Raw genomic sequence first — 21,260 nt, forward strand, 5'->3', positions numbered from 1 at the left:
GGTACGATGCGCTTGAGCGAAAGCCACGCCGTACATAGATTACCGGCCAACACGAAGTTCAGGAGATTATGATATGGGCACCGCCACCCTGGCGACCACCGACGCCACTTTCGAAACCGACGTGCTGCAGGCGGACAAGCCGGTGCTCGTCGATTTCTGGGCCGAATGGTGCGGCCCGTGCCGCATGATTGCCCCGGCGCTGGAAGAACTGGCCGAGGAACTGGCGGACAAGGTACAGATCGTGAAGATCGACATCGACGAGAATCCGGATGCGCCGACCAAATATGGCGTGCGCGGCATTCCGACGATGATCCTGTTCAAGAACGGTCAGCAGGCCGCCACCCAGGTCGGCGCACTGCCCAAGAGCGCGATCAAGCAGTGGATCGAAAAGGAACTTTGAGGGACTGAGCCTTGCCCAGTCTTCGCTCCCCTCCCGCTTGCGGGAGGGGCTGGGGGAGGGGAGGAAGGTGTAGTGTACTGTATCGTCGGGGATGGGGCCGCCACGTCAGTCCCTCCCCCGACCCCTCCCGCAAGCGGGAGGGGAGTGTGTGCTTCAGCCGAACAGCAATTCCGTCGCGCGCCGGCCTAGTTCGGGGGTGGAGGCGGCGACGATCCCGATCCCGTCATAGCCGATTCGGTAGGGGCTGCCGTCCCAGCGCGCTACATAGCCGCCGGCTTCGGTGAGGAAGAGAGCGCCGGGCGCATGGTCCCAGACCAGCGTGCGACGGAAAACGGCGATGTCATTCTGTCCCAGCGCCAACCGCGGATAATTCTCGGCCGCGCAGCGCGGCAGCGGAACCAGATCGAAGGCCGCACCGAAACGGGCGCTACGGGCGGCATGTTCTTCTTCCGACTGGCCGACCTTCGACACCGCCGCCAGTGGCCGTCCGCCGCTTGGCCGAGCGCGTACCGCCGCATCGTCAATAAACGCGCCGCCGCCCAATAGGGCATGGCACATCCGCTGCGCCACGGGATCATAAAGCCAGCCCGCCTGCGTTACGCCGCCTTCGACCAGCGCGATCATGATGCCGAAGGGCGGCTGACCGCTCGCGAAATTGGCGGTGCCGTCGATCGGATCGATTATCCAGGCACGCGCCGCCGTCGCCTGCGCCATCAGTGCCGGGTCGGCGGCACAGGCTTCCTCGCCGACGATCACCGTGTCGCCATCGATCGCGGCGAGGCCCTCGGTCAGCCGTTCCTCCGCCTCGCGGTCGGCGATCGTCACCAGTTCGCCGGGCATCTTTTCCACCACCTCATGCGCGGCGAGATTGCGGAAGCGCGGCAGGATCACCGCCTCGGCCACCGCCCGCATCAGGCGCGATACGGCTTCGTGGTGGCGGTGCATCGGCTCAGCTCCGGTAATCGGCGTTGATCGAGATATAGCCGTGGGTCAGGTCGCAGGTCCAAACCGTCGCGCGGCCTTCGCCGAGCCCGAGATCGACGCCGATCTCGATTTCCTGACCTTTCAGGTGCGTGGCGACCGGCGCCTCGTCATAGCCTTCCACCGCCAGCCCCTCGCGCGCCACCTGGGTGGTGCCGAAGCGGATGGCGAGCCGGTCGCGCTCGGCGGGCTCGCCGGCTTTGCCTACCGCCATCACCACGCGGCCCCAGTTCGCGTCCTCGCCGGCGATGGCGGTCTTCACCAGCGGCGAATTGGCGATCGACATGGCGATGCGGTGCGCGCTGGCGTCGGACACCGCGCCCTCGACCGTGATCTCGATCAGCTTCTGCGCGCCTTCACCGTCGCGGACGACCAGCAGCGCGAGCTGGCGGCACAGGTCGGCCAGCGCGGCGCGGAAGGCATCGGCGCCGGCATCGTCATCGCTGGCGAGCGGGGCATTGCCCGCCTTGCCGGTTGCGAAGGCGAGCACCGTATCGCTGGTCGAGGTGTCGCCATCGACGGTGATGCACGAGAAGCTGGTGCCGTTGGCCTCGGCCAGTGCGCGCTGGAGGAAGGCGGGCTCGATCGCGGCGTCGGTGAAGATAAAGCCCAGCATCGTCGCCATGTCCGGCGCGATCATGCCCGACCCCTTGATGATGCCGGCCAGCGTCACCGTGCGGCCATCGACCACCGCCGTCGTCACTGCGCCCTTGATGAAGGTGTCCGTCGTCATGATCGTCGCGGCGGCGGCTTCCCAGGTGCACGGCTCCGCCCCATAGGCGGCATCCAGCCCGGCTTCGGCCTTGTCGATCGGCAGCGGTACGCCGATCACGCCGGTCGAGGCGACGAATACGTCGGAGGGTTCGCAGCCGAGATGGCGGGCGGTGCGGACGGCGATCGCCTCCACCGCCGCGCGGCCGCGATTGCCGGTGAAGGCGTTGGAATTGCCCGCATTCACCACCAGCGCGCGCGCCTGCCCGAGAGGAAGCGCCTGGCGGCACCATTCGACTTCGGGGGAGGGGCATTTGCTGCTGGTCAGCACGCCCGCGACGCTGGTGCCCGGATCGAGCGTGACGAATGTCAGGTCGCAACGATCCCAGTTCTTGTACCGCGCCCGCGCGACGCGCAGCGTGACGCCGGCAATTTCGGGCAGAGCGGGGAAGGGGAGGGCAAGCGGAGAGGTGCTGGTGGACATGAAACCGCCTCAGGTTAGGATGCGGCGCGTGCTTCGTGCATGGAGGGGTAAAGATCAATGCTTTTGGTGATGGCGCTGCTGGCGGCGCAGGCGCAGGATGTTAGTACCGTTGCGGTTGCCGCCAAGCCGCTGACGAATCCTGGTCTCTGGGTTAAGCCGGACGACTACCCAGCCGCGGCGATGCGAGCAGGCCATCAGGGAAGTGTAACTTTTAGTTTGAGCATCGACGGTAGTGGCATCCCTACCGCTTGCACGGTTCTAGAATCTACCGGCTTCGATGAACTGGATCAGGCGACATGCCGGATCATGATGAAGCGTGCGCGGTTCTCCCCGGCGCGCGACGGTAAGGGGAAAGCGGTAGCTTCAACATACGTCAGACGCTTTAACTGGAAGCTGGATGATCCACAGCCGGTTCTCAAGGCGGGGCTAGGCCATATTGAGATTGAAATGTCGCCGTCCGATAAGGTGCTGGCTTGCTCGGCAACAAACGCGGACCTTTTCGGCGGAAAATCGCCGTGCGAGGCACTTCCGACAGGAAGCTCCTCAAATACCTTTTCCGGAATCGCTAGTGGCAAGCATCGTCAGATCATCACCGAATTTGCTGTCGAAACCCAAGCCGCCCCTGTTGATTTACTATTTGATGCGGCAGGTGATGGGAGGGTGGGCAAGTACGTGGCCCGTTTCGAGGCCGACGCGGACGGACGAATGACAAAGTGCGAAATGGAAAATGAGCTGCACGGCTCGATCTCGATTCCCGCGCCGCCAAACCTTTGTGCAGCGCCGCTTCCGCTCGTGGGGGCACATCTTGGACCTGATGGAAAGGACGGGCCTGTTCGCGGAGCACTGGTGGTGGCGGTTTCCTGGAAGGAACTACCATGACGGCCTATGCGTGATAGGCTTGCCTTGCGCAGCTTTTGATTAGACGAACCGTGTCCCATTCCCTATGTGACGTGCGTTGTGCCCGGATCGGGTACGATGCCGTCGCTGTGTAAATCAGGGTTTCGCTTGGAACTGCTGCTGCTCCTCACTGCACTTTTCGCCAGCCTGACCGGCGTGTCGGGCGAGCGCGGCGTGCGGCCGGTGCAGGGCGTGGCGGTGGTGCGCGTGGCCGAGGTTGCGCAGGCCGTAGTCCAGCCGGCCCGGCACATCATCGCAGCGGCGGCGGTTGCGCCGGCGCTGCCCCGTGTCGCGAACGAGACCTTCGCCTATCTCGCCGCAGCGCCGCTGCCGCGGCTGCGCCTCGCCTTCGAGCAGCGGCGCGAATAGCGATCCGGCCCGCCGCGCGCGCGGGCCTATCCCTTTGCAGCCGCCCCCGTGCGGCGCACGCCTGCGGATGCCGTGCCGTTCCGGTCGCGTCCGCCCGAACCCATTCAGAACAGGTCAGGAATTTCCATGCTCGGCGCCATTGCCAAGACGCTTTTCGGTTCGTCCAACGATCGCTACGTCAAGTCGCTCAACCCGATCCTCCAGAAGATCGCCGGCTTCGAACCGGCGCTGCAGGCGATGGACGACACGCAGCTTGCCGCGCAGACGGTGAAGTTCCGCGAACAGCTCGCCAACGGCGCCAAGCTTGACGATCTGCTCCCCGAGGCCTTCGCCACGGTGCGCGAGGCAGCGCGCCGGGTGATCGGCCAGCGTCATTATGACGTGCAGATGGTGGGCGGCATCGTCCTCCACCGCGGCGAGATTGCCGAGATGCGCACCGGCGAAGGCAAGACGCTGGTGGCGACGCTCGCCACCTATCTCAACGCGCTGCCGGGCGACGGCGTGCATGTCGTTACCGTCAACGACTATCTCGCCCGCCGCGATGCCGAGTGGATGAGCCAGATCTACGGCTTTCTGGGCCTCACCACCGGGGTGATCGTGCCTAACCTGTCGGACCAGGAACGCCGCGACGCTTATGCCGCCGACATCACCTATGGCACCAACAACGAGTTCGGCTTCGACTATCTGCGCGACAATATGAAATATGATCGCGGGTCGATGGTGCAGCGGCCGTTCAATTTCGCGATCGTCGACGAAGTCGATTCGATCCTGATCGACGAGGCGCGCACGCCGCTGATCATTTCCGGCCCGACCGACGACAAGTCCGAACTCTATATCGGTGTCGATGCGGTGGTGAAGCAGCTCGATCCGGCCGATTACGAGAAGGACGAGAAGCAGCGCACGATCGTGCTGACCGAGGAAGGCACCGAAAAGGTCGAGCGGATGCTGGAATCGGCCGGCCTGCTGGTCGGCGCCAATCTCTATGATTTCGAGAATACCCAGGTGGTCCACCACCTGAACCAGGCGCTCCGCGCGAACGTGATGTTCAAGCGCGACACCGACTATATCGTGAAGGACGGGAAGGTCGTCATCATCGACGAATTCACCGGCCGCATGATGGACGGCCGGCGCTGGTCGGAAGGTCTGCACCAGGCGGTCGAGGCCAAGGAAGGCGTGAACATCGAGCCGGAGAACCAGACGCTCGCCTCGATCACCTTCCAGAACTATTTCCGCATGTACCCCAAGCTGGGCGGCATGACCGGCACCGCCGCCACCGAGGCGGCCGAGTTCTACGACATCTACAAGATGAACGTCGTCACCATCCCGACCAACCTGCCGGTGCAGCGCGTCGACGAGGAAGACGAGTTCTACAAGACGACCGAGGAAAAATTCGCGGCTATCGCCAAGAAGATCAAGGATCATGCCGCGAAGGGTCAGCCGGTGCTGGTCGGTACGGTTTCGATCGAAAAGTCGGAACTGCTCTCCGCCTTTCTCCACAAGGAAGGGGTGAAGCACGAGGTGCTGAACGCCCGTTTCCACGAAAGCGAAGCGCATATCGTCGCCCAGGCGGGCCGGCTGGGCGTGGTGACGGTTTCCACCAACATGGCCGGTCGCGGCACCGACATTCAGCTTGGCGGTAACGTCGAGTTCCGCGTCGCCGACGAACTGCGCGACATGCCCGAGGGGCCGGAACGCGACGCCGCAATCGAACGGATCAAGGCCGAAGTCGCCGAGGAAAAGGAAAAGGTGAAGGCCGCGGGCGGCCTGTTCGTGCTGGGCACCGAGCGTCACGAGAGCCGCCGCATCGACAATCAGCTCCGCGGCCGTTCGGGGCGTCAGGGCGATCCGGGTCTCAGCCGCTTCTACCTCAGCCTCGACGACGATCTGTTGCGCATCTTCGGCTCGAACACGTTGTTCGCACGGATGATGCGCTCGAACATCGAGGATGGCGAAGCGATCGGCAGCAAGTGGCTGTCCAAGGCGATCGAGACCGCGCAGCGCAAGGTCGAGGCGCGCAACTACGACATCCGCAAGCAGGTCGTCGAATATGACGACGTGATGAACGATCAGCGCAAGGTGATCTACGAACAGCGCGCCGATATCATGGACGCCGAGACGGTCGGCAGCGTGGTGGAGGATATGCGCCACGAGACCGTCAACGCGATCGTCGGCGAGGCATGCCCGCCGAACAGCTATCCAGAGCAATGGGATGTCGAGGCGCTCAAGGCCCGTCTGGCCGACACGCTCAATCTCGAACTGCCGGTCGACCAATGGATCAAGGACGAAGAGGCGATCGACCCGGAAATTCTGGAGGAGCGAGTCCGCAACGAGGCCGATGCGCTGGTGCGGGCCAAGTCCGACGATCTCGATCCGGAAACCTGGACCAATATCGAGAAGTCGATCCTGCTCCAGAATCTCGACCATCACTGGAAGGAGCATCTCGCGATGCTCGACGCGCTTCGCCAGGTTGTGCACCTGCGGGCGTATGCCCAGAAAACGCCGATCAACGAATACAAGCACGAGGCGTTCTCGATGTTCCAGCGGATGCTCGACAATATCCGCGAGGACGTGACGCGCACGCTCGCCTTCGCCCAATTCCGCATGGCGCCAGCGCCCGAACTCCCCGAGCTGCCGGCGTTTCTCACCTCGCACATCGATCCGCTGACCGGCGACGACAACAGTGCCGATTGGGACGGTGGTTCGGCCGGGCTGGTCACCACCCGCCTGCCGCCGCTGTCGATCCCGCAGCCCTCAGGCGAGGCGCTGGGCGACGATCCAGCGTCGTGGGTAGGCGTGGTCAGCCGCAACGCGACGTGTCCGTGCGGCTCGGGGTTGAAGTACAAGCACTGCCACGGCCAGGTCGCTTAATCGCGCGGCGACCCCTCTCGCGTGCGGGAGGGGAGCAAGCCGGAGGTACAAAAAAGAAGGCGCCGGGTTCCCCCGGCGCCTTCCTCGTTTTCAAGGCCCTGCCGCTTAGTGCGTCTGCGGCATCTGGATCTTCGGGCCGAGCCGTTCCTTGACTTCGTGCGCGTCGAAAGCACGCAGATTGTCGGCCGGCTTGGGGCCCTTGCCCATCACGATCTCCGCCGAAGCCTCGTACCGGTCGACGGTGCGGATATCGACATCGCGGTCCCAGAACGGATCACCCCAGAACGGATCCCAGGTCCGCCAGCCCCAGCGCGGGCGATAATAGCGCCAATAGGGGCTCCAATAGCCCCACGGCCCCGGGCCATAGGTCGGGGTCGCGTAGGTTTCGCTCTTCTTCTCCGTGTCCCGGTTGGAGAGCACGAAATAGTCATAGCCGTTCTGCAGCGTCAGCTCGGCCGACCGGTACAGCAGGTAGCGCTCGACTGTTTCGCGCGACGTCAGGCTGTTGCCGGAGAAGGTGACGCGGAAGCGGTTTTCCTCGATCTGCTCGTCCGAATAGCCGTTGCGCACCGATCCGCTGGCCGATGCAGGCTGATAGGGGGTGGCGGTCATGCATGAAGCGAGCGACAGGCTGGCTGCGACCGCTAGGCCCAACGCCGCGATTCTCCGGCCCTTGCTTGATTGAATTAACATTTTTCCTCCGACACTTGAGGGTATTCCTTCGCCGCCTGCCCCTCGAACGCGCGCACCGGCGAAAGTGTCCGCGCGTCCACGCGGTGAACCGTGGCATTCACACGATTGACCGTAGCTGAACAAGGCATTCAGGCGAGCCGGTCCGGTACCGCACGCGCATCCTCTTCCACGGTGGTGTGCGGCGCCATCGCCTCCCACGGGAAGATGAACCAGTCCTTGTCGACTGCGCGGTCGATGGTGCGCGCGCGATATTCCACGCGCTGGCTCGAGCGGATATTGTCGAGCAGCACGGCGAAGCGGATCTGGGCTGCGACCGCCCCTTCCGCTGCCAGCGCGGCGCGCAGTTCGCCGATGGTCTTGCCGCTGTCATTGATATCCTCGACGAACAGCAACCGGTCGCCGTCGCGCGTGCGGCGGGCGAGCACCGCCACCAGCTCCTCGGCAAACTGTGCGATCCGCGTGGAATAGTCGACCGACACCAGCGGCAGGCCGATCCGGTGCGACAGATATACCGCTGGCGTAAGGCCGCCGCGCCCGACGCCGACCAGCAAGGTGGGCGCCCAGTCGCCGATCGTAGCGGCAATGCCGTGGACGCCGGCCACCATCTCGTCATGCGTGAAATGGGTGAAGACGATGTCGCCCATCACGCTTTCTCCGCCATCCAGGCGTCGATGCGGGCGAGATGCGCGGCAACCTCGGCATCGGGCAGGAAGGAGCCGAGGAAGCTGTTGCGCGCCAGCGTTGCCAGCGCCGCCTTGTCCAGCCCGCGCCCTTTTGCCACAGCGCGGTAATTTTCGCCGATATAGCCGCCGAAATAGGCCGGATCGTCCGAATTGACGGTCGCGCGCAGGCCGAGTTCGAGCATCCGGTCGATCGGGTGCGTCTCGATTGAGGCAACGTTGCACAGCTTGACGTTGGATAGCGGGCAGACGGTGAGCGTCATTCCCGATCGCGCCAGCCGGGCGACCAGCGCGGGATCGTCGAGACTGCGGTTGCCATGGTCGATCCGGTCGACGCCGAGCAGGTCTAGCGCCTCCCGTACATAATCGGCCGGGCCTTCCTCCCCGGCATGCGCGACGCGCTTCAGGCCCCTTTCGGCGGCGGCTGCGAAGACGCGGGCGAATTTGGCGGGCGGGTGCCCGAGTTCGGCGGAATCGAGCCCCACGCCGGCGATGCGATCGAGCCAGGGCTCCGCTTCCGTCAGCGTCCGGAAAGCATCTTCCTCGTCGAGATGGCGGAGGAAGCACAGGATCAGCTTGGACGTGACGCCCAGCCGCGATTCCGCCTCGGCCATGCCCGCCAGCAGCCCCTCGACCACCGTGCCGAAGGCAATGCCGCGCTGGGTATGCGTCTGTGGATCGAAGAAGATCTCGGCATGGACTACACCGTCGGCGGCCGCGCGTTCGAAATAGGCGAGGGCGAGGTCGCGGAAATCGGCTTCGGTGCGCAGAACGTCGGCACCGGCGTAATAAATGTCGAGAAAGTCCTGGAGATTGGAGAAGCTGTAGGCGGCGCGGACCGCCTCGACGCTGTCGAAGGGAATCGCCACGCCGTTGCGCCGGGCGAAGGCGAACATCTGCTCGGGTTCCAGGCTGCCTTCGATGTGGAGATGCAGTTCGGCCTTGGGCAGGCCGGTGATGAAAGTGTCGAGATCGTCCATCACCCGAGCATCGCAGGGGGGAAGACGAGTCGCAAGCGCAACGCTTGCCGTCAGGGGCGCCTGTGTTCAGGCGGCATGCGATGCCCCGGCCGCGCGCGCAGCCGGGGCAGGAGGGTCAGAATGCATTCCAGTCGTCGTCGCGGCCTGCCATCGCCGTGACCGGCAACGCCTTGACGGGCGAGACATAGTCACTGGCTTTGGCGGCGGCGCGGGCCGGCGCCGGGGTTGCGGCTCTGGGGCGCGCCGTGGGCGTCTTGTTCCCGATGTTGAAGCGCATGGCGGCGCTGGCGAGCTGGTTTACTTCAGAAGCGAGGTTACGGGCGGCGGCCGATGTTTCCTCGACCATCGCCGCATTCTGCTGCGTGGCCTGGTCCATCGAACCGATCGCGCTGCTGATCTGGGTGATCGCGCTCGCCTGGGCATTGTTGTCATTGGCCATGTTGCCGAGCAGGTCGTGCACCTCGGCAACATCGCTGGAGATCGCCACCAGCGCATCATCGACCTTGCGGACCATTTCGACTGCCGACAGGATTTCGCTCTGCGTCGAGGTGAGCTGGTCGCGGGCGCGCCCGGCTTCTTCCTCGGCACGCATCGCCAGCGCCGAGACAAGGTCGGCGACCACGGCGAAACCGCGCCCCGCCTCGCCGGCACGGCCTGCCTCGACGGCGGCGTTCATGGCGAGCACCCGGGTCTGGAAGGCGATCTTGTCGAGGCCTTCGATGACGCTGTCGATGCCCTTGGCGCTCTCGGACACGCGGCCCATCGCCGATACCGCCTCGTCGGCGATGACGCGACCGCCCGAAACTGTACCCATCGCGCCGTCTGCACGGCTGACGGTGCGGGCAGCGGCCTGCGCCGTCTGCTTCAGCCGCTGGTCCATTTCCGCGACCGAGGTGGTGGTCTCCTGCAGGCTTGCGGCATTGGCTTCGGTACGGCGGGCGAGGTCTTCCGAGGCATGGGCGATTTCGGCCGAGCCGGTCTCGATCGTCTGGGCACTCACCGACACCGCGCCGATCAACTCGCGCAGGCTCGCCAGAGCCAGATTGAAGTCGTCACGCAGCAACATATAGGATTGCGGCACCTGCTGCTCGATGGTCGCGGTGAGGTTCCCCTCGCGCAACTGCCCCAGCGCCTGTGCGAGGATGCTGACCACTTCCGTCTGTTCGGCCGCCGTGCGCTGCTGGTCGAGGGCGTTGTCGCGGAAGGTCTGCATCGCCTTCGTCATGCGGCCGACGCAGTCGGTAAAGTGGGTATAGGCGATCGGGCTTGTCAGATCGCCGGCGGCCAGACCTTCCATGCGCACGACCGTGTCCACATACGGATCGGCGATGGCGTGGCGGAACTGCATGGCAAGGACGAACGCGACTATCGTCATCGCAAGATTTAGGCCGGCAGCCAGCCACGCGCCGGAAACCAGCGTGACCACCGTCATCGCCGCCATCAGCGCGACCATGATGCCGAAGGCGACCTGCAGTTTTTTTCGTATCGGGAACTCGGCCTTGAACCGTTCCATCCCTTATCTCCTTGCCTTGCGATTCCCCGCAAGTTTCGTGGTTTGTGTTCAAAGGATTATAGGAGGACTGGTTTAGGAACTGTACGAAGGTGCATCGGGAGATTACCCGTAGTGGTGCGCCCGAAGTTAGGGGACTATACGCAGGCGCATTGACAATGCCGCGATACCGCGCGGGAATATTCTAGGAATGTGCTGGGAGGCGGTTACAGCGGACATGATGGAGGTGGCTCCCCGAGTAGGATTCGAACCTACGACCATTCGATTAACAGTCGAATGCTCTACCGCTGAGCTATCGGGGAACACCTTGTGTCCAACCCCTAGGCGGTGTGTCACCGCGTCGGGAGGCGCGCCTATAGCAGCGGCTTTTCGGACTTTGCAAGGGGTATTACGCGATGAATTGTTCCATCGTGATTCTGTCGTCCAGCGCATGCTCCGGATCAAACAGCAGGGTCAGGCTGCGCATCAGGTCGATCGCCACATCGACACGCGCGACATCGCGTACTTCGCGCTGATCGGCGACGGCGCTGACCGGCCTTTTGTCGGCTTCCAGCACGCGCAGGCTGATTCGGGTCTTCTCCGGCAGAATCGCCCCGCGCCAGCGACGGGGGCGGAAGGGGCTGATCGGTGTCAGCGTCAACAGCGCCGAGCCGAGCGGCAGGATTGGCCCCTGCGCCGAAAAATTATACGCGGTCGAGCCCGCCGGCGTCGCCACCAGGATACCGTCGCACACCAGCTCGGGCATCACCACCCGGTCGTTCACCGTAACTTCCAGCTTTGCGGTCTGGCGGGTCTCGCGCAGCAGCGAGACTTCGTTGATCGCCGCCAGCACGCAGCTTTCGCCCTCCACCGTCACCGCCGTCATGGAGAGCGGCGAGACCCGGAACGGCCGCGCGCGCTCCAGCCGCGCCTCCAGCCCTTCCAGCGCCCAGTCGTTCATGAGGAAGCCGATCGTGCCGAGGTTCATGCCGAACACGGGCAGGATACGCCGCCGTTCCAGCATGGCGTGCAGCGTCTGGAGCATGAACCCGTCGCCGCCCAGGGCGACGACTTGTTCAGCCTCCTCAAGTGGCGCCCAGTCATAGGCATGGCGCAGCTCCTCGGCCGCCACCTGCGCAGGGGGCGTCGGCGATGCCAGCAATGCGCGTGCTACGCCGCTCATCCGCCGGTAACGCTCATATGGCGGGAAACCGCAGGGGCAGCGCCGCGCGCGATACGGAAGTCATGCGCCTCGGGCTTGGCGGCCATCGCCGCGTCGATCCCTGAATCGACCGCTGCCAGCCCGCCGGTGCGAATCGCCGCCTTGAGATCGACCGAATCGTCATGGCCAAGGCACATATGGAGTCGTCCGTCGGTAGAGAGCCGCACGCGATTGCAGCTCGCGCAGAAATTGCCGGTTAGCGGCGAAATGAGCCCAAGCCGCGTCGCCGTTCCCCCAACGCGCCAATAGCGGGCAGGGCCGCCACTGTCGTGCGTATCGGGCTCCAGTGCGAACCGTAACCGCAGCTGGTCGAGCACGCCGGTCAGGGGCAGGAAGCGATCGGCGCGATCTTCGTCGATCATGCCGAGCGGCATTGTCTCGATCAGCGACAGGTCGTGTCCTTCCGCTACCGCCCAGGCGAGCATCGGCGCGATTTCGTCCTCGTTCAGTCCCTTCAGTGCGACCATGTTGATCTTGATCTGCAGGCCCGCCGCCTGCGCCGCGGCGATGCCGGCCAGCACCTCGGTCACGTCGCCGTGGCGCGTGATGTGACGGAAAATCTCGGGGTCGCGGCTGTCGAGGCTTACATTTACGCGGCGGACGCCTGCATCGAACAGGGCGTCGGCATGGTCCGCCAGCCGTGTGCCGTTGGTTGTCAGCGTCAGCTCATGCAGTCCGGTGCCGACATGGCGGCCCAGTCGCCGCACCAGCGCGATCATGTCACGCCGGACCAGCGGCTCGCCACCGGTCAGACGAATTTTGGTCACGCCGCGTGCGATGAAGCGCTCCGCAATCAGTGCCAGCTCTTCCAGCGACAGCACCTCCGAACGCGGCAGGAACGTCATTGCTTCCGACATGCAATAGCGGCAGCGCAGATCACATCGATCAGTCACGGAAATCCGCAGATAGCGGATCGCGCGCCCATGGCGATCGACCAGCATGGGTGGCGTCGCGGGGGCGTGGGCGCTGGCCATGCGATGGACGTAAGGGCTTGTGCGACGGGAAACAAGCCTTGGATGGCGGTGCGCGAAAGGAGTCGCTATCGGTATCGCATGGATGAAGGTTTCACCGTCGTACAAACCAACAGTGCCGCGCCCGAAACGCCGGTTTTCATTTTGTCTTTCCGGCAGCGCGACGAAGTGGCGGCGGCTGCCGCCGGCGGCGGCTGGCGTGTGGTCGCGGCGCGGCGCAGCGAGGGGCTGGAGACGCGCTTCCTGGCCAGCGGCGCCTCGGTAGCGGTGATCGACGCGCGCGGTGCCTTCAGCGAAGGGCTGGAAGCGGCGCGGATGCTGGGCCCGGTGGTTCGGGCGCACGGCGCGGCGATGCTGATCCTCGTCTCACAGAGCGACACCGTGCATATGGGGCGCTTCTACGATGCCGGCGCCACGCATTTTCTCGGCAGCCCCATGTCCTCGGCGGCGATGGCGCACGCGATCCGCTTTGCCCAGCGCCACGTCGAGCGTCTGTCGGGCTGGCTGGGGCAGGGGAGCGGCCCGGCCGAGCCGCTGGGCTGGCACTTCGATCGCGGCCTCCGCTCGCTGGAACTGACGCCGGCGCTGGCGGAAATGCTGGAGCTGCCGGAGGCGCCCGGCTTGCGCGCGCTGTTCGCGCGGCTTGATCCGGCCGACCGCCGGCTGGCCCGCGCGGCGCTGAAGCGCTTGCGTGAAGCGGGCTCGACCGCGTTCGCCCATGACCTGCCGGGCAAGGGGCGGGTGGTGCAGCATCTGCAATATGATCCCGACACACACCGGGTCGATGCGCTGGTTGAGCCGCTGGGCATGGCGCCGGATCCCGGCGCGGCAGTCCGCGACGTCCTGACCGGATCGCGCGATGGGCCCAGCGCGCGGCGCTGGATCGAGCGCCAGCTCGAAACCGGCGCGCGGGTGGGGTTGCTGCTGATCGGCCTGACGCGCTTCGATACGGTCAATAATGCCTATGGCCGTGCTGCCGGTGACGAACTGCTGCGCGGCGTTTCGCGCCGTGTCGCCGATGTTGCGCGCGAAACGCTGGGCGGAGACGCGATCGTCGCGCGCATCGGCGGATCGGATTTTCTTGCCGCCGCAGTCGATCCTGGCCTCACGGCGCTCCGTGGGGCAACGCGGCGCATGGAGGAGGCGCTTGTCCGTCCGTTCGTGGCAGGCGGCGAGCTCGCGCATCTTGGCGCGCGCGTGGCCATTGCGGAAAGCATGGCAAGCGACACTGCCGGCACCCTGATTCGCCGCGCGAGCGAAGCCCTGCTCGGCGATGGCAGCCAGCAGTCGGCCAGCGGCCCGTCGGTTGAGTCTCTGATCGGTGACTTGCGGCGCGGAATTGAGCGAGGCGAGATCGGCGTGTTGTTCCAGCCCCAGGTTGCCATTGCCATCGGCCAGGTGACAGGGGTCGAGGCGCTGGCGCGCTGGCAGCATCCGCACCATGGTGAGATCGGCGCCGAACTGCTGTTCGCGGCGGCAGAGCGTGCCGGGCTGGAAGCGGTGCTGAGCGAACATGTCCAGCGGCGTGCGTTGACCATCGCGGCGCACTGGCCGCAATCGCTGAAGAGAATGCGGCTGTCGATCAATGTCACGGCGGGGGATGTTGCCAGGGCAGGGTTCGTCGATAGCTTGCTGGGCTGGATCGATTCGACCGGCTTCCCGCGCGGAAGGCTGACGGTGGAAATCACCGAAAGCGGAATCATGGCTGATCTGAGCGAAGCTGCCCGGCTGCTGTCCGAACTGCGCACCGCCGGCTGCCGGGTGGCGATCGACGATTTCGGAACCGGTTATTCCAGTCTCGCCTATCTGAAGGCGCTGCCGCTCGATTATCTGAAGATCGACAAGAAGCTGTCGCACGACATCACTGGATCGGCCCGCGACCGGATCGTGGTTCGTGGCGTGATCGATATGGCGCGTTCGCTGGGACTGGCGGTGGTCGCCGAAGGGGTGGAGACCGAGGAACAACTGGACATGCTGGCGAAGGAAGGTTGCCAGTATTTCCAGGGGTATCTCTGTTCCGGCCCCATCGACGTGCCCGCGCTGGCAGCGCTGGTGCGATAGGGCCGGCGCTCGATCAGAGGTCCGGTCGCGTCAGGGCCGACACTGCACCGGCGGGCAGCGGCTTGAACCCCGGTAGCGGCCCCTTGCGACTGGTCCGCTCGACGTGAAACTGCGACGCCAGATTGGAGAGGTCGGCCACTTCGGAGGTAAGGTTCTGGGCGGCGGCAGACGTTTGCTCGACCATCGCCGCGTTCTGCTGCGTCGCCCGGTCCATCTCGCCGATCGCCTTGGAGATTTCGCCGATGGCGGTCGATTGCGCTTCGTTGTCCGTCGCCATCGACGACAGGAGCGAGTGTACGACGCCGACATCGCCGGAGATGTTGGCGAGGGCGCCGTCGACCTTCTGCACGGCGTCCACGGCAACGACGATTTCCGCCTGGGTCATGGTAAGCTGTTCTCGGGCGCGGCCGGCTTCTTCCTCGGCGCGCATCGCCAGTGCAGAAACCAGATCAGCGACGACGGCAAAGCCTCGGCCGGCTTCCCCGGCGCGACCGGCTTCGACGGCGGCGTTCATCGCCAGAACGCGCGTCTGGAACGCGATCTTGTCCAGGCCTTCGATGACGCTGTCGGTGCCCTTGGCTGCTTCAGAAACACGGCCCATCGCCTGCACTGCCTGATCCGCCACCGATCGGCCTTCGCCGACCGTGGAGATGGTCTGGTCGGCGCGGTGTACGGTGTTGCGCGCCGCTTCCGCCGTTGCGCGGATGCGGCCGTCCATCTGCGAAATCGCAGCGGTGGTTTCTTCCAGCGACGCCGCATTGCTCTGGGTACGGCGGGAAAGGTCGTTCGCCGCATCCGAGATTTCGGAAATGCCCGAGCGGATACGCTGCGTGCCTTCGGTAACGCCGCCGATCATGTCGCGGATGCGGACGAGCGTCTCGTTGTAGCTGCGTTCCAGTGACGCGAAGCTGGGGGGCATGCCGTGCAGATCCTGGCTCAAGTCGCCGTCCGCCAGGGTCTTGAGCGAGGTCTCGAGCCGTTCGATCGCGGCGTTGCGCTCGACCTGCGCCTCTTCGAAATAGATGGAGAGCGACACTTCCATGTCGAGCAGCGCCGCCTTCACGACGGCGATGATTGCGGTTTCCTTGCGGCGGTTGAACCAACGGGTCAGGAAGCTCCAGGGCTTCTTGCTGCCGGACATGCCGGCGATCAGCTCTTCCAGCACGATCGCATAGGCGCCGACGTACCAGCGCGGTTCCAGCCCGATACGGGCATGGGTGGCGCCGATCCGCCGCGCGCTCTCATAATAGCCGGTGCTGAATTCAGCCGAGGCGATGCGTTCCCAGTGCTTTTCCTGCGCCGCCTTGGCCTGGCGCATATGCGCGGGATCGCGAAAGAACCGCGCGGTTTCCGGCGTTGTGCTGGCGCGGGCATAGAAGCGGTCGAGGGCGCCACCGATCAAAGAGTGGACCTGCGATTGCGCCGAGCGCAGAGCCTGACGCTGAACCTCATCCATTTCCATGAAGGTGAGGCGCGAGGTCATATGGTCGGACAAAGCACTCTCCTTGATACGCGAACTTTGGTAAATGTTGATCGAACAGGCATGTGGCCACAGTTCCGTTTCATCATAGCAAGGAAGTGGTTGGCAGTGGGGCACTAGGTAATTTTACTGCCCTTTTCCGTAACTTCGTAAGCAGCAGCTATCGCTGTTGTAAAAACGCTGTCGGGTCGTGCTATCTGTTGCCCCGTCTGTAACGGGGAGGCGAGGATGTGGTTTGCACTGGGACTGGTGATCGCCGTGCAGGATGCCGATGCTCGCGACAGGGCGGCGGTCGACGCGGCGATGGCGGATAGCGTGGCGGGGTGGAATGCCGGTGACGTCGACCGTTTCATGTCGGTCTATTCCACCGGACCTGATACGAGCTTTGTCGCGGGCGACGGTCTGATACGCGGCAAGGCTGCGATGACGGCCCGCTATCGTGCCAAGTACGACTTCGGCGATCCGGCGAAACGCGGTGCGCTGGTTATCGAGCGGCTCGACTATCGCGCGCTGGGGCCGGACTATGCGCTGTATATCGGTCGTTATACGCTGCGCTATCCCGACGGACATAGCGCTTCCGGCCCGACCAGCCTGGTGTTTCACCACGAGGCCGGCGGGTGGAAGATCATCGCCGATCACAGCAGCTAAGGCGGCTCAGCCGGCCGCCTTGGCCAGCCCTCGCGAGAGCTGGAGCGCACCGTGCAGCCGCGCCGCGGGGTTCGCCCAGACGCGGTTGATCACCAGCTTCATGTCCGGCCGCAGCCGCGCCGTCTCGCCCAGCTTTTCGACATAGGCGATCAGCCCGGCGGGGTTGGGGAAGCTGTCGTTGTGGAAGGTGACCAGCGCGCCTTTCGGCCCAAGATCGAGCTTGGCGATGCAGGCGCGCTTCGCGTTCAGCTTCGTCTCGATCAGCCGCAGCAGATTGTCGGTCGCCTCGGGCAGCTTGCCGAACCGGTCGATCAGTTCGGCGGCGAAGCTCTCGATGCCGTCGGTTTCCTCGATTTCGTTGAGGCGTCGATAGAGGCCCATGCGCAGGTCCAGGTCCGGCACATAATCCTCGGGGATCAGGATCGACGCGTCCACGGTGATCTGCGGCGACAGGTCCTTGGGCCGGCTCTCGTCGCGCAGGCCGCCGGCCTTGGCGTCGAGAATCGCCTCTTCCAGCATCGACTGGTAGAGTTCGTAGCCGACTTCCTTGATGTGGCCCGATTGCTCGTCGCCCAGCAGGTTGCCGGCGCCGCGAATGTCGAGATCGTGGCTGGCGAGCTGGAAGCCCGCGCCTAGGCTTTCGAGGTCGGAGAGCACCTTCAGCCGCTTCTCCGCCGCCTCGGTCATCTGCCGCTCGGGCGGCGTTGTCATATAGGCATAGGCGCGGGTCTTGGCCCGGCCCACGCGGCCGCGAAGCTGATAGAGCTGGGCGAGGCCGAACTTGTCGGCGCGGTTGATGATCAGCGTGTTGGCGCTAGGAATGTCGAGCCCGCTTTCGACGATGGTAGTTGAGACCAGCACCTCGAACTTCTTGTCGTAGAAGGCGGACATCCGCTCTTCCACTTCGGTCGGCGACATCTGTCCGTGCGCCACGACATAGCGCACCTCGGGTACGTCGTTGCGGAGGAATTCCTCGATCTCGGGCAGGTCGGCGATGCGCGGGGTGACGAAATAGCTCTGGCCGCCGCGATAATGCTCGCGCAGCAGCGCCTCGCGCAGCACCACCGGATCCCAGGGCATCACATAGGTGCGCACCGCGAGACGATCGATCGGTGGGGTCTGGATCACCGAGAGTTCGCGCAGCCCGCTCATCGCCATCTGCAGCGTGCGCGGGATCGGGGTGGCGGTGAGGGTGAGGACGTGGACGTCGGTCTTGAGCGCCTTCAGTCGTTCCTTGTGCGTCACGCCGAACCGCTGCTCCTCGTCGACGATGACGAGGCCGAGGCGCTTGAAGTCGATATTCTTGGCGAGCACCGCATGGGTGCCGACCACAACGTCGATCGTGCCGGCGGCGAGCCGTTCCTTCACCGCCTTGGTTTCGCTGGCGGTGACGAGGCGGGAGAGGCGGCCGATCTCGATCGGGAAGCCTTCGAAGCGCGCCTTGAAGTTGTTGTAATGCTGGCGGGCGAGCAGGGTCGTGGGACACACCACCGCCACCTGCATCCCCGCCATCGCTGCGACGAAGGCGGCGCGCAGCGCGACCTCGGTCTTGCCGAAGCCGACATCGCCGACGACCAGCCGGTCCATCGGGCGCCCCGCAGCCAGGTCGGCCAGCACGTCGCCGATCGCGCGGTCCTGATCGTCGGTTTCCTCATAGGGGAAGCGGTCGACGAAGGCCGGGTAGCCGCCATGATCGGGCTCGGCGATTTCGGCGCCGCGCGTGGCGCGGAGCGCCGCGGTGGCGATCAGCTCGCCCGCAATCTCGCGGATGCGCTCCTTCATACGCGCCTTGCGGCGCTGCCACGCCTCGCCGCCCAGCTTGTCGAGGCTCGCGCCTTCCTCGCCCGAGCCATAGCGGCTCAGCACTTCGAGATTTTCGACCGGCACGTAGAGCTTGTCGCCGCCGGCATATTCAAGCGCGACGCAGTCGTGCGGCGCCTTCTGCACCGGGATCTGGGTCAGCCCCTCATAGCGGCCGATGCCATGGTCGATATGCACGACGAGATCGCCGGGCGAGAGCGTCGCCAGTTCCTGGAGGAACGCATCGGTATTCTTGCGGCGCTTCGAGCGGCGGACGAGCCGATCGCCGAGCATGTCCTGTTCGGTGAGCACCGCCACGTCGGGTGCAGTGAAGCCATGGTCGAGCGGCAGCACGACCAGCGCCACCTGCAGTCCGCTGCCGTTCGGGTTCGCCACGCCCAAGGCAGGCTGCCAGCCATCAACCGGCACCGCGCCGGTGAGGCCGTGATCTTCCAGCAGACCCTTCAACCGCTCGCGTGCGCCGTTGGAATAGCTGGCGAGCACCGGCTTGCGGCCGTCCTTGCGGAGCGCCTTGAGGTGCGCGACCACCGCCTCATAGACATTGCTACCGGCGGCGCGCTCGGGCGCGAAATCGCGCGGACCGTCGACGCCGAACTCTACCACACGGTCCGATTCCGGCTCGTGGAACGCGGTCGCCAGATGCATCGGCAGCGCGTCGATCCTGCTCTGCCATTCCTTCGCCAGCAGATAGAGGTCGCCGGCCTTGAGCGGGCGATAGCTGCCCGGATCGGCCGACTGCGCCTTGATGCGATTGTCCTGATAATCCTTGATAGCCTCGAAGCGTTGTTCGGCCGCCGCCGGCGCACCGCTGTCGCGAACGATCACGGCGCTGTCGGGCAGATGGTCGTACAGAGTCTCCAGCCGCTCCTCGAACAGCGGCAGCCAGTGCTCCATGCCGGCGAGGCGGCGGCCCTCGCTAATCGCCTGGTAGAGCGGATCGCCGGTCGCGGTCGCGCCGAACCGGTCGCGATAGCCGCTGCGGAAGCGCTTGATGCTTTCCTCGTCGAGCAGCGCCTCGCTGGCGGGCAGCAGGGTGAAGCCCTCGACGCGGCCGGTGGTGCGCTGGTCCTGCGGATCGAAAGTACGGACGCTTTCGATCTCGTCACCGAAGAAGTCTAGTCGCAGCGCCTGTTCGGCGCCGCTCGGGAACAGGTCGACCAGGCCGCCGCGCACCGCGAACTCGCCATGATCATTGACTGTCTCGACCCGGACATAGCCATTTGCCTGTAGCAGCGCCGCAAGACGATCGAGCCCGATGCGCTCGCCGGGCGCGAGGCGCGCCACGAGCTGACGGATGCGGAACGGGGTCAGCGTGCGCTGTGTCGCCGCGTTGACGGTGGTGACCAGCAGGCGCGGCGTTTCGCTCTTTCCTTGCAGTGCATGAAGCGTCGCCAGTCGTTCCGCCATCACCCGCAGGGTCGGGCTGGCGCGATCATAGGGCAGGCAATCCCAGGCGGGGTAGGTGAGCACCTCCAGCTCCGGCGCGAAGAAGGCCGCTGTGCCCGCCACCGCGCGCATGCCTGCCTCGTCAGCGGCGATGAACACTGCCGTCCGACTGGCGCGGGCCAGGTCTGCCAGCATCCAGGGCAGGAATCCCCCCGGCACCCCGGCAAGGGTGAGCGGATGCTGGGCGGAGAGAATGGTCCTCAGTTCGGGCATGGGGTCTCGTGTCGATAGGTTGGCCTGGTCACCCTCACCCTTTCGGCGCTTCGCGCCTCCTTCACCCTCCCAAAGGGAGAGGGACTTTTACACCTCTCCCTTTGGGAGAGGGAGGGGCACGCCGCCGAAGGCGGTGGGAGGGTGAGGGTGGCTAAAGCCTTTTCATTCGGAAATCGGTACGTAATTCAGCGTCTTGAGTGCATCCAGGATCGTCCCCCGGAAGCGCTCTGGTGCCTCGGCGGTTCCCATCGCCCAGGCCATGATGTCGACATCCTGTTCTTCCAGCAGCGTTTCGAACAACGCGATTTCCGCGTCGCTCCAGCTTTCGCCATGCTGGTCGAAGAAGCCGCCGATCAGCAGATCGGCCTCTTTGGTGCCGCGATGCCAGGAGCGGAAGCGCAGGCGCTTGAGGCGGGTTTCACGGTCCATGTTCGCTCCAACGGCAAATGGCCGACGGCGTGCGAAAGGGCACTGTCGGCGACGGGTTTCGGTTGGCCGACCAGATAGGGGCACGAATGCCGAAACGCTACGGGAGATTCAGTACGACCGGCTGGACGGGTTATTAAGCATTTTGGGCTTCTATGCCGACCTTAACGTGAATGAACGAGGCGATTCGAATGACTGATCAGACGCATACCCGGCCTCGGTTCGTGATGCTGAAATCGATAAACGGGGAACCGATGCTGGTGAACGTCGCATCGATCCGGACCGTCTCGACCATCCATATGGAAGGAACCGAGTTCGGCGTGATTTCCTTCGGCAACGATCATGAAGTGGTGATCGGCTCCTCCGTTCCCGAAGTGCTACAGGCAATCGAAGCTGTATAATATGCTGGCGGCCCTGGCC

General features: G+C 65.0%; 18 protein-coding genes and 1 tRNA gene. 7 read left to right on the forward strand and 12 right to left on the reverse strand.

Annotated features, from left to right (window positions below; all coding sequences use genetic code 11):
- Positions 1–73: 73 nt before the first annotated feature.
- Positions 74–400, forward strand: coding sequence for a thioredoxin (gene trxA / locus ACT53M_RS00530; RefSeq protein WP_476227378.1), 327 nt, complete (start codon positions 74–76; stop codon positions 398–400).
- Positions 401–553: 153 nt separating this feature from the next.
- On the opposite strand, the gene ACT53M_RS00535 is transcribed toward trxA, so the two are convergent.
- Together ACT53M_RS00535 and argJ are read right to left on the reverse strand one after the other, a co-directional pair.
- A complete protein-coding gene (locus ACT53M_RS00535) occupies positions 554–1,345 on the reverse strand; it encodes an inositol monophosphatase family protein (RefSeq protein WP_476230747.1) in 792 nt (263 codons plus the stop codon).
- A 4-nt stretch (positions 1,346–1,349) separates the two neighbouring features.
- Entirely contained in the window at positions 1,350–2,576 is a 1,227-nt protein-coding gene (argJ, locus tag ACT53M_RS00540) for a bifunctional glutamate N-acetyltransferase/amino-acid acetyltransferase ArgJ (RefSeq protein WP_476230748.1), read from the reverse strand.
- Positions 2,577–2,633: 57 nt separating this feature from the next.
- Between argJ and ACT53M_RS00545 the strand changes: the two genes are divergently transcribed.
- From ACT53M_RS00545 to secA, 3 genes are all read left to right on the forward strand, one after another.
- Entirely contained in the window at positions 2,634–3,455 is an 822-nt protein-coding gene (locus ACT53M_RS00545) for an energy transducer TonB (RefSeq protein ID WP_476230750.1), read from the forward strand.
- A 126-nt stretch (positions 3,456–3,581) separates the two neighbouring features.
- Positions 3,582–3,842 carry a hypothetical protein gene (locus ACT53M_RS00550; RefSeq protein WP_476230752.1) on the forward strand — a complete coding sequence of 87 codons (261 nt, stop codon included), beginning with the start codon at positions 3,582–3,584 and terminating at the stop codon, positions 3,840–3,842.
- 126 nt (positions 3,843–3,968) lie between these two features.
- Positions 3,969–6,710, forward strand: a complete 2,742-nt coding sequence (gene secA, locus ACT53M_RS00555; protein ID WP_476230754.1) for a preprotein translocase subunit SecA — start codon at positions 3,969–3,971, stop codon at positions 6,708–6,710.
- 105 nt (positions 6,711–6,815) lie between these two features.
- Here the strand turns inward: secA and ACT53M_RS00560 are convergent, their stop codons facing one another.
- The 7 genes from ACT53M_RS00560 to moaA all read right to left on the reverse strand — a co-directional run bounded on the left by ACT53M_RS00560 (position 6,816) and on the right by moaA (position 12,748).
- Complete coding sequence (locus ACT53M_RS00560) at positions 6,816–7,403, reverse strand: CC0125/CC1285 family lipoprotein (protein ID WP_476230755.1); 588 nt, start codon at positions 7,401–7,403, stop codon at positions 6,816–6,818.
- Positions 7,404–7,531: 128 nt separating this feature from the next.
- Complete coding sequence (locus ACT53M_RS00565) at positions 7,532–8,047, reverse strand: phosphoribosyltransferase (protein ID WP_476230756.1); 516 nt, start codon at positions 8,045–8,047, stop codon at positions 7,532–7,534.
- Positions 8,047–9,063, reverse strand: coding sequence for an adenosine deaminase (locus ACT53M_RS00570; protein ID WP_476230758.1), 1,017 nt, complete (start codon positions 9,061–9,063; stop codon positions 8,047–8,049). Before ACT53M_RS00570 ends, ACT53M_RS00565 begins: the two co-directional genes overlap by 1 nt.
- Before the next feature lie 115 nt (positions 9,064–9,178).
- On the reverse strand, positions 9,179–10,576 hold the full coding sequence (locus ACT53M_RS00575; RefSeq protein ID WP_476230760.1) for a methyl-accepting chemotaxis protein: 1,398 nt from the start codon (positions 10,574–10,576) through the stop codon (positions 9,179–9,181).
- A gap of 224 nt (positions 10,577–10,800) precedes the next feature.
- A tRNA-Asn gene (locus tag ACT53M_RS00580) sits at positions 10,801–10,875 on the reverse strand.
- Positions 10,876–10,961: 86 nt separating this feature from the next.
- Positions 10,962–11,735, reverse strand: a complete 774-nt coding sequence (locus tag ACT53M_RS00585) for an NAD kinase (protein ID WP_476230761.1) — start codon at positions 11,733–11,735, stop codon at positions 10,962–10,964.
- Positions 11,732–12,748: a GTP 3',8-cyclase MoaA gene (gene moaA, locus ACT53M_RS00590; RefSeq protein WP_476230763.1), complete on the reverse strand. Its 1,017-nt coding sequence runs from the start codon at positions 12,746–12,748 to the stop codon at positions 11,732–11,734. Before moaA ends, ACT53M_RS00585 begins: the two co-directional genes overlap by 4 nt.
- A 78-nt stretch (positions 12,749–12,826) precedes the next feature.
- Here moaA and ACT53M_RS00595 point away from each other — a divergent pair, with 78 nt between their 5' ends.
- A complete protein-coding gene (locus ACT53M_RS00595; protein ID WP_476230764.1) occupies positions 12,827–14,806 on the forward strand; it encodes a putative bifunctional diguanylate cyclase/phosphodiesterase in 1,980 nt (659 codons plus the stop codon).
- Between the two features lie 13 nt (positions 14,807–14,819).
- Here ACT53M_RS00595 and ACT53M_RS00600 read toward each other — a convergent pair whose 3' ends face one another.
- Positions 14,820–16,289: a protoglobin domain-containing protein gene (locus ACT53M_RS00600; RefSeq protein WP_476231559.1), complete on the reverse strand. Its 1,470-nt coding sequence runs from the start codon at positions 16,287–16,289 to the stop codon at positions 14,820–14,822.
- A 225-nt stretch (positions 16,290–16,514) separates the two neighbouring features.
- Between ACT53M_RS00600 and ACT53M_RS00605 the strand changes: the two genes are divergently transcribed.
- Complete coding sequence (locus tag ACT53M_RS00605) at positions 16,515–16,934, forward strand: SgcJ/EcaC family oxidoreductase (RefSeq protein ID WP_476230765.1); 420 nt, start codon at positions 16,515–16,517, stop codon at positions 16,932–16,934.
- A 6-nt stretch (positions 16,935–16,940) separates the two neighbouring features.
- Here the strand turns inward: ACT53M_RS00605 and mfd are convergent, their stop codons facing one another.
- Both mfd and ACT53M_RS00615 read right to left on the reverse strand, forming a co-directional pair.
- A complete protein-coding gene (gene mfd / locus ACT53M_RS00610) occupies positions 16,941–20,414 on the reverse strand; it encodes a transcription-repair coupling factor (protein WP_476230766.1) in 3,474 nt (1,157 codons plus the stop codon).
- A gap of 162 nt (positions 20,415–20,576) precedes the next feature.
- Positions 20,577–20,843 carry an FAD assembly factor SdhE gene (locus tag ACT53M_RS00615; RefSeq protein ID WP_476230768.1) on the reverse strand — a complete coding sequence of 89 codons (267 nt, stop codon included), beginning with the start codon at positions 20,841–20,843 and terminating at the stop codon, positions 20,577–20,579.
- 188 nt (positions 20,844–21,031) lie between these two features.
- Between ACT53M_RS00615 and ACT53M_RS00620 the strand changes: the two genes are divergently transcribed.
- Complete coding sequence (locus ACT53M_RS00620; protein WP_476230769.1) at positions 21,032–21,241, forward strand: hypothetical protein; 210 nt, start codon at positions 21,032–21,034, stop codon at positions 21,239–21,241.
- The last annotated feature ends 19 nt before the right edge of the window (positions 21,242–21,260 follow it).

This window comes from Sphingomonas sp. DMC6, assembly GCF_056314225.1.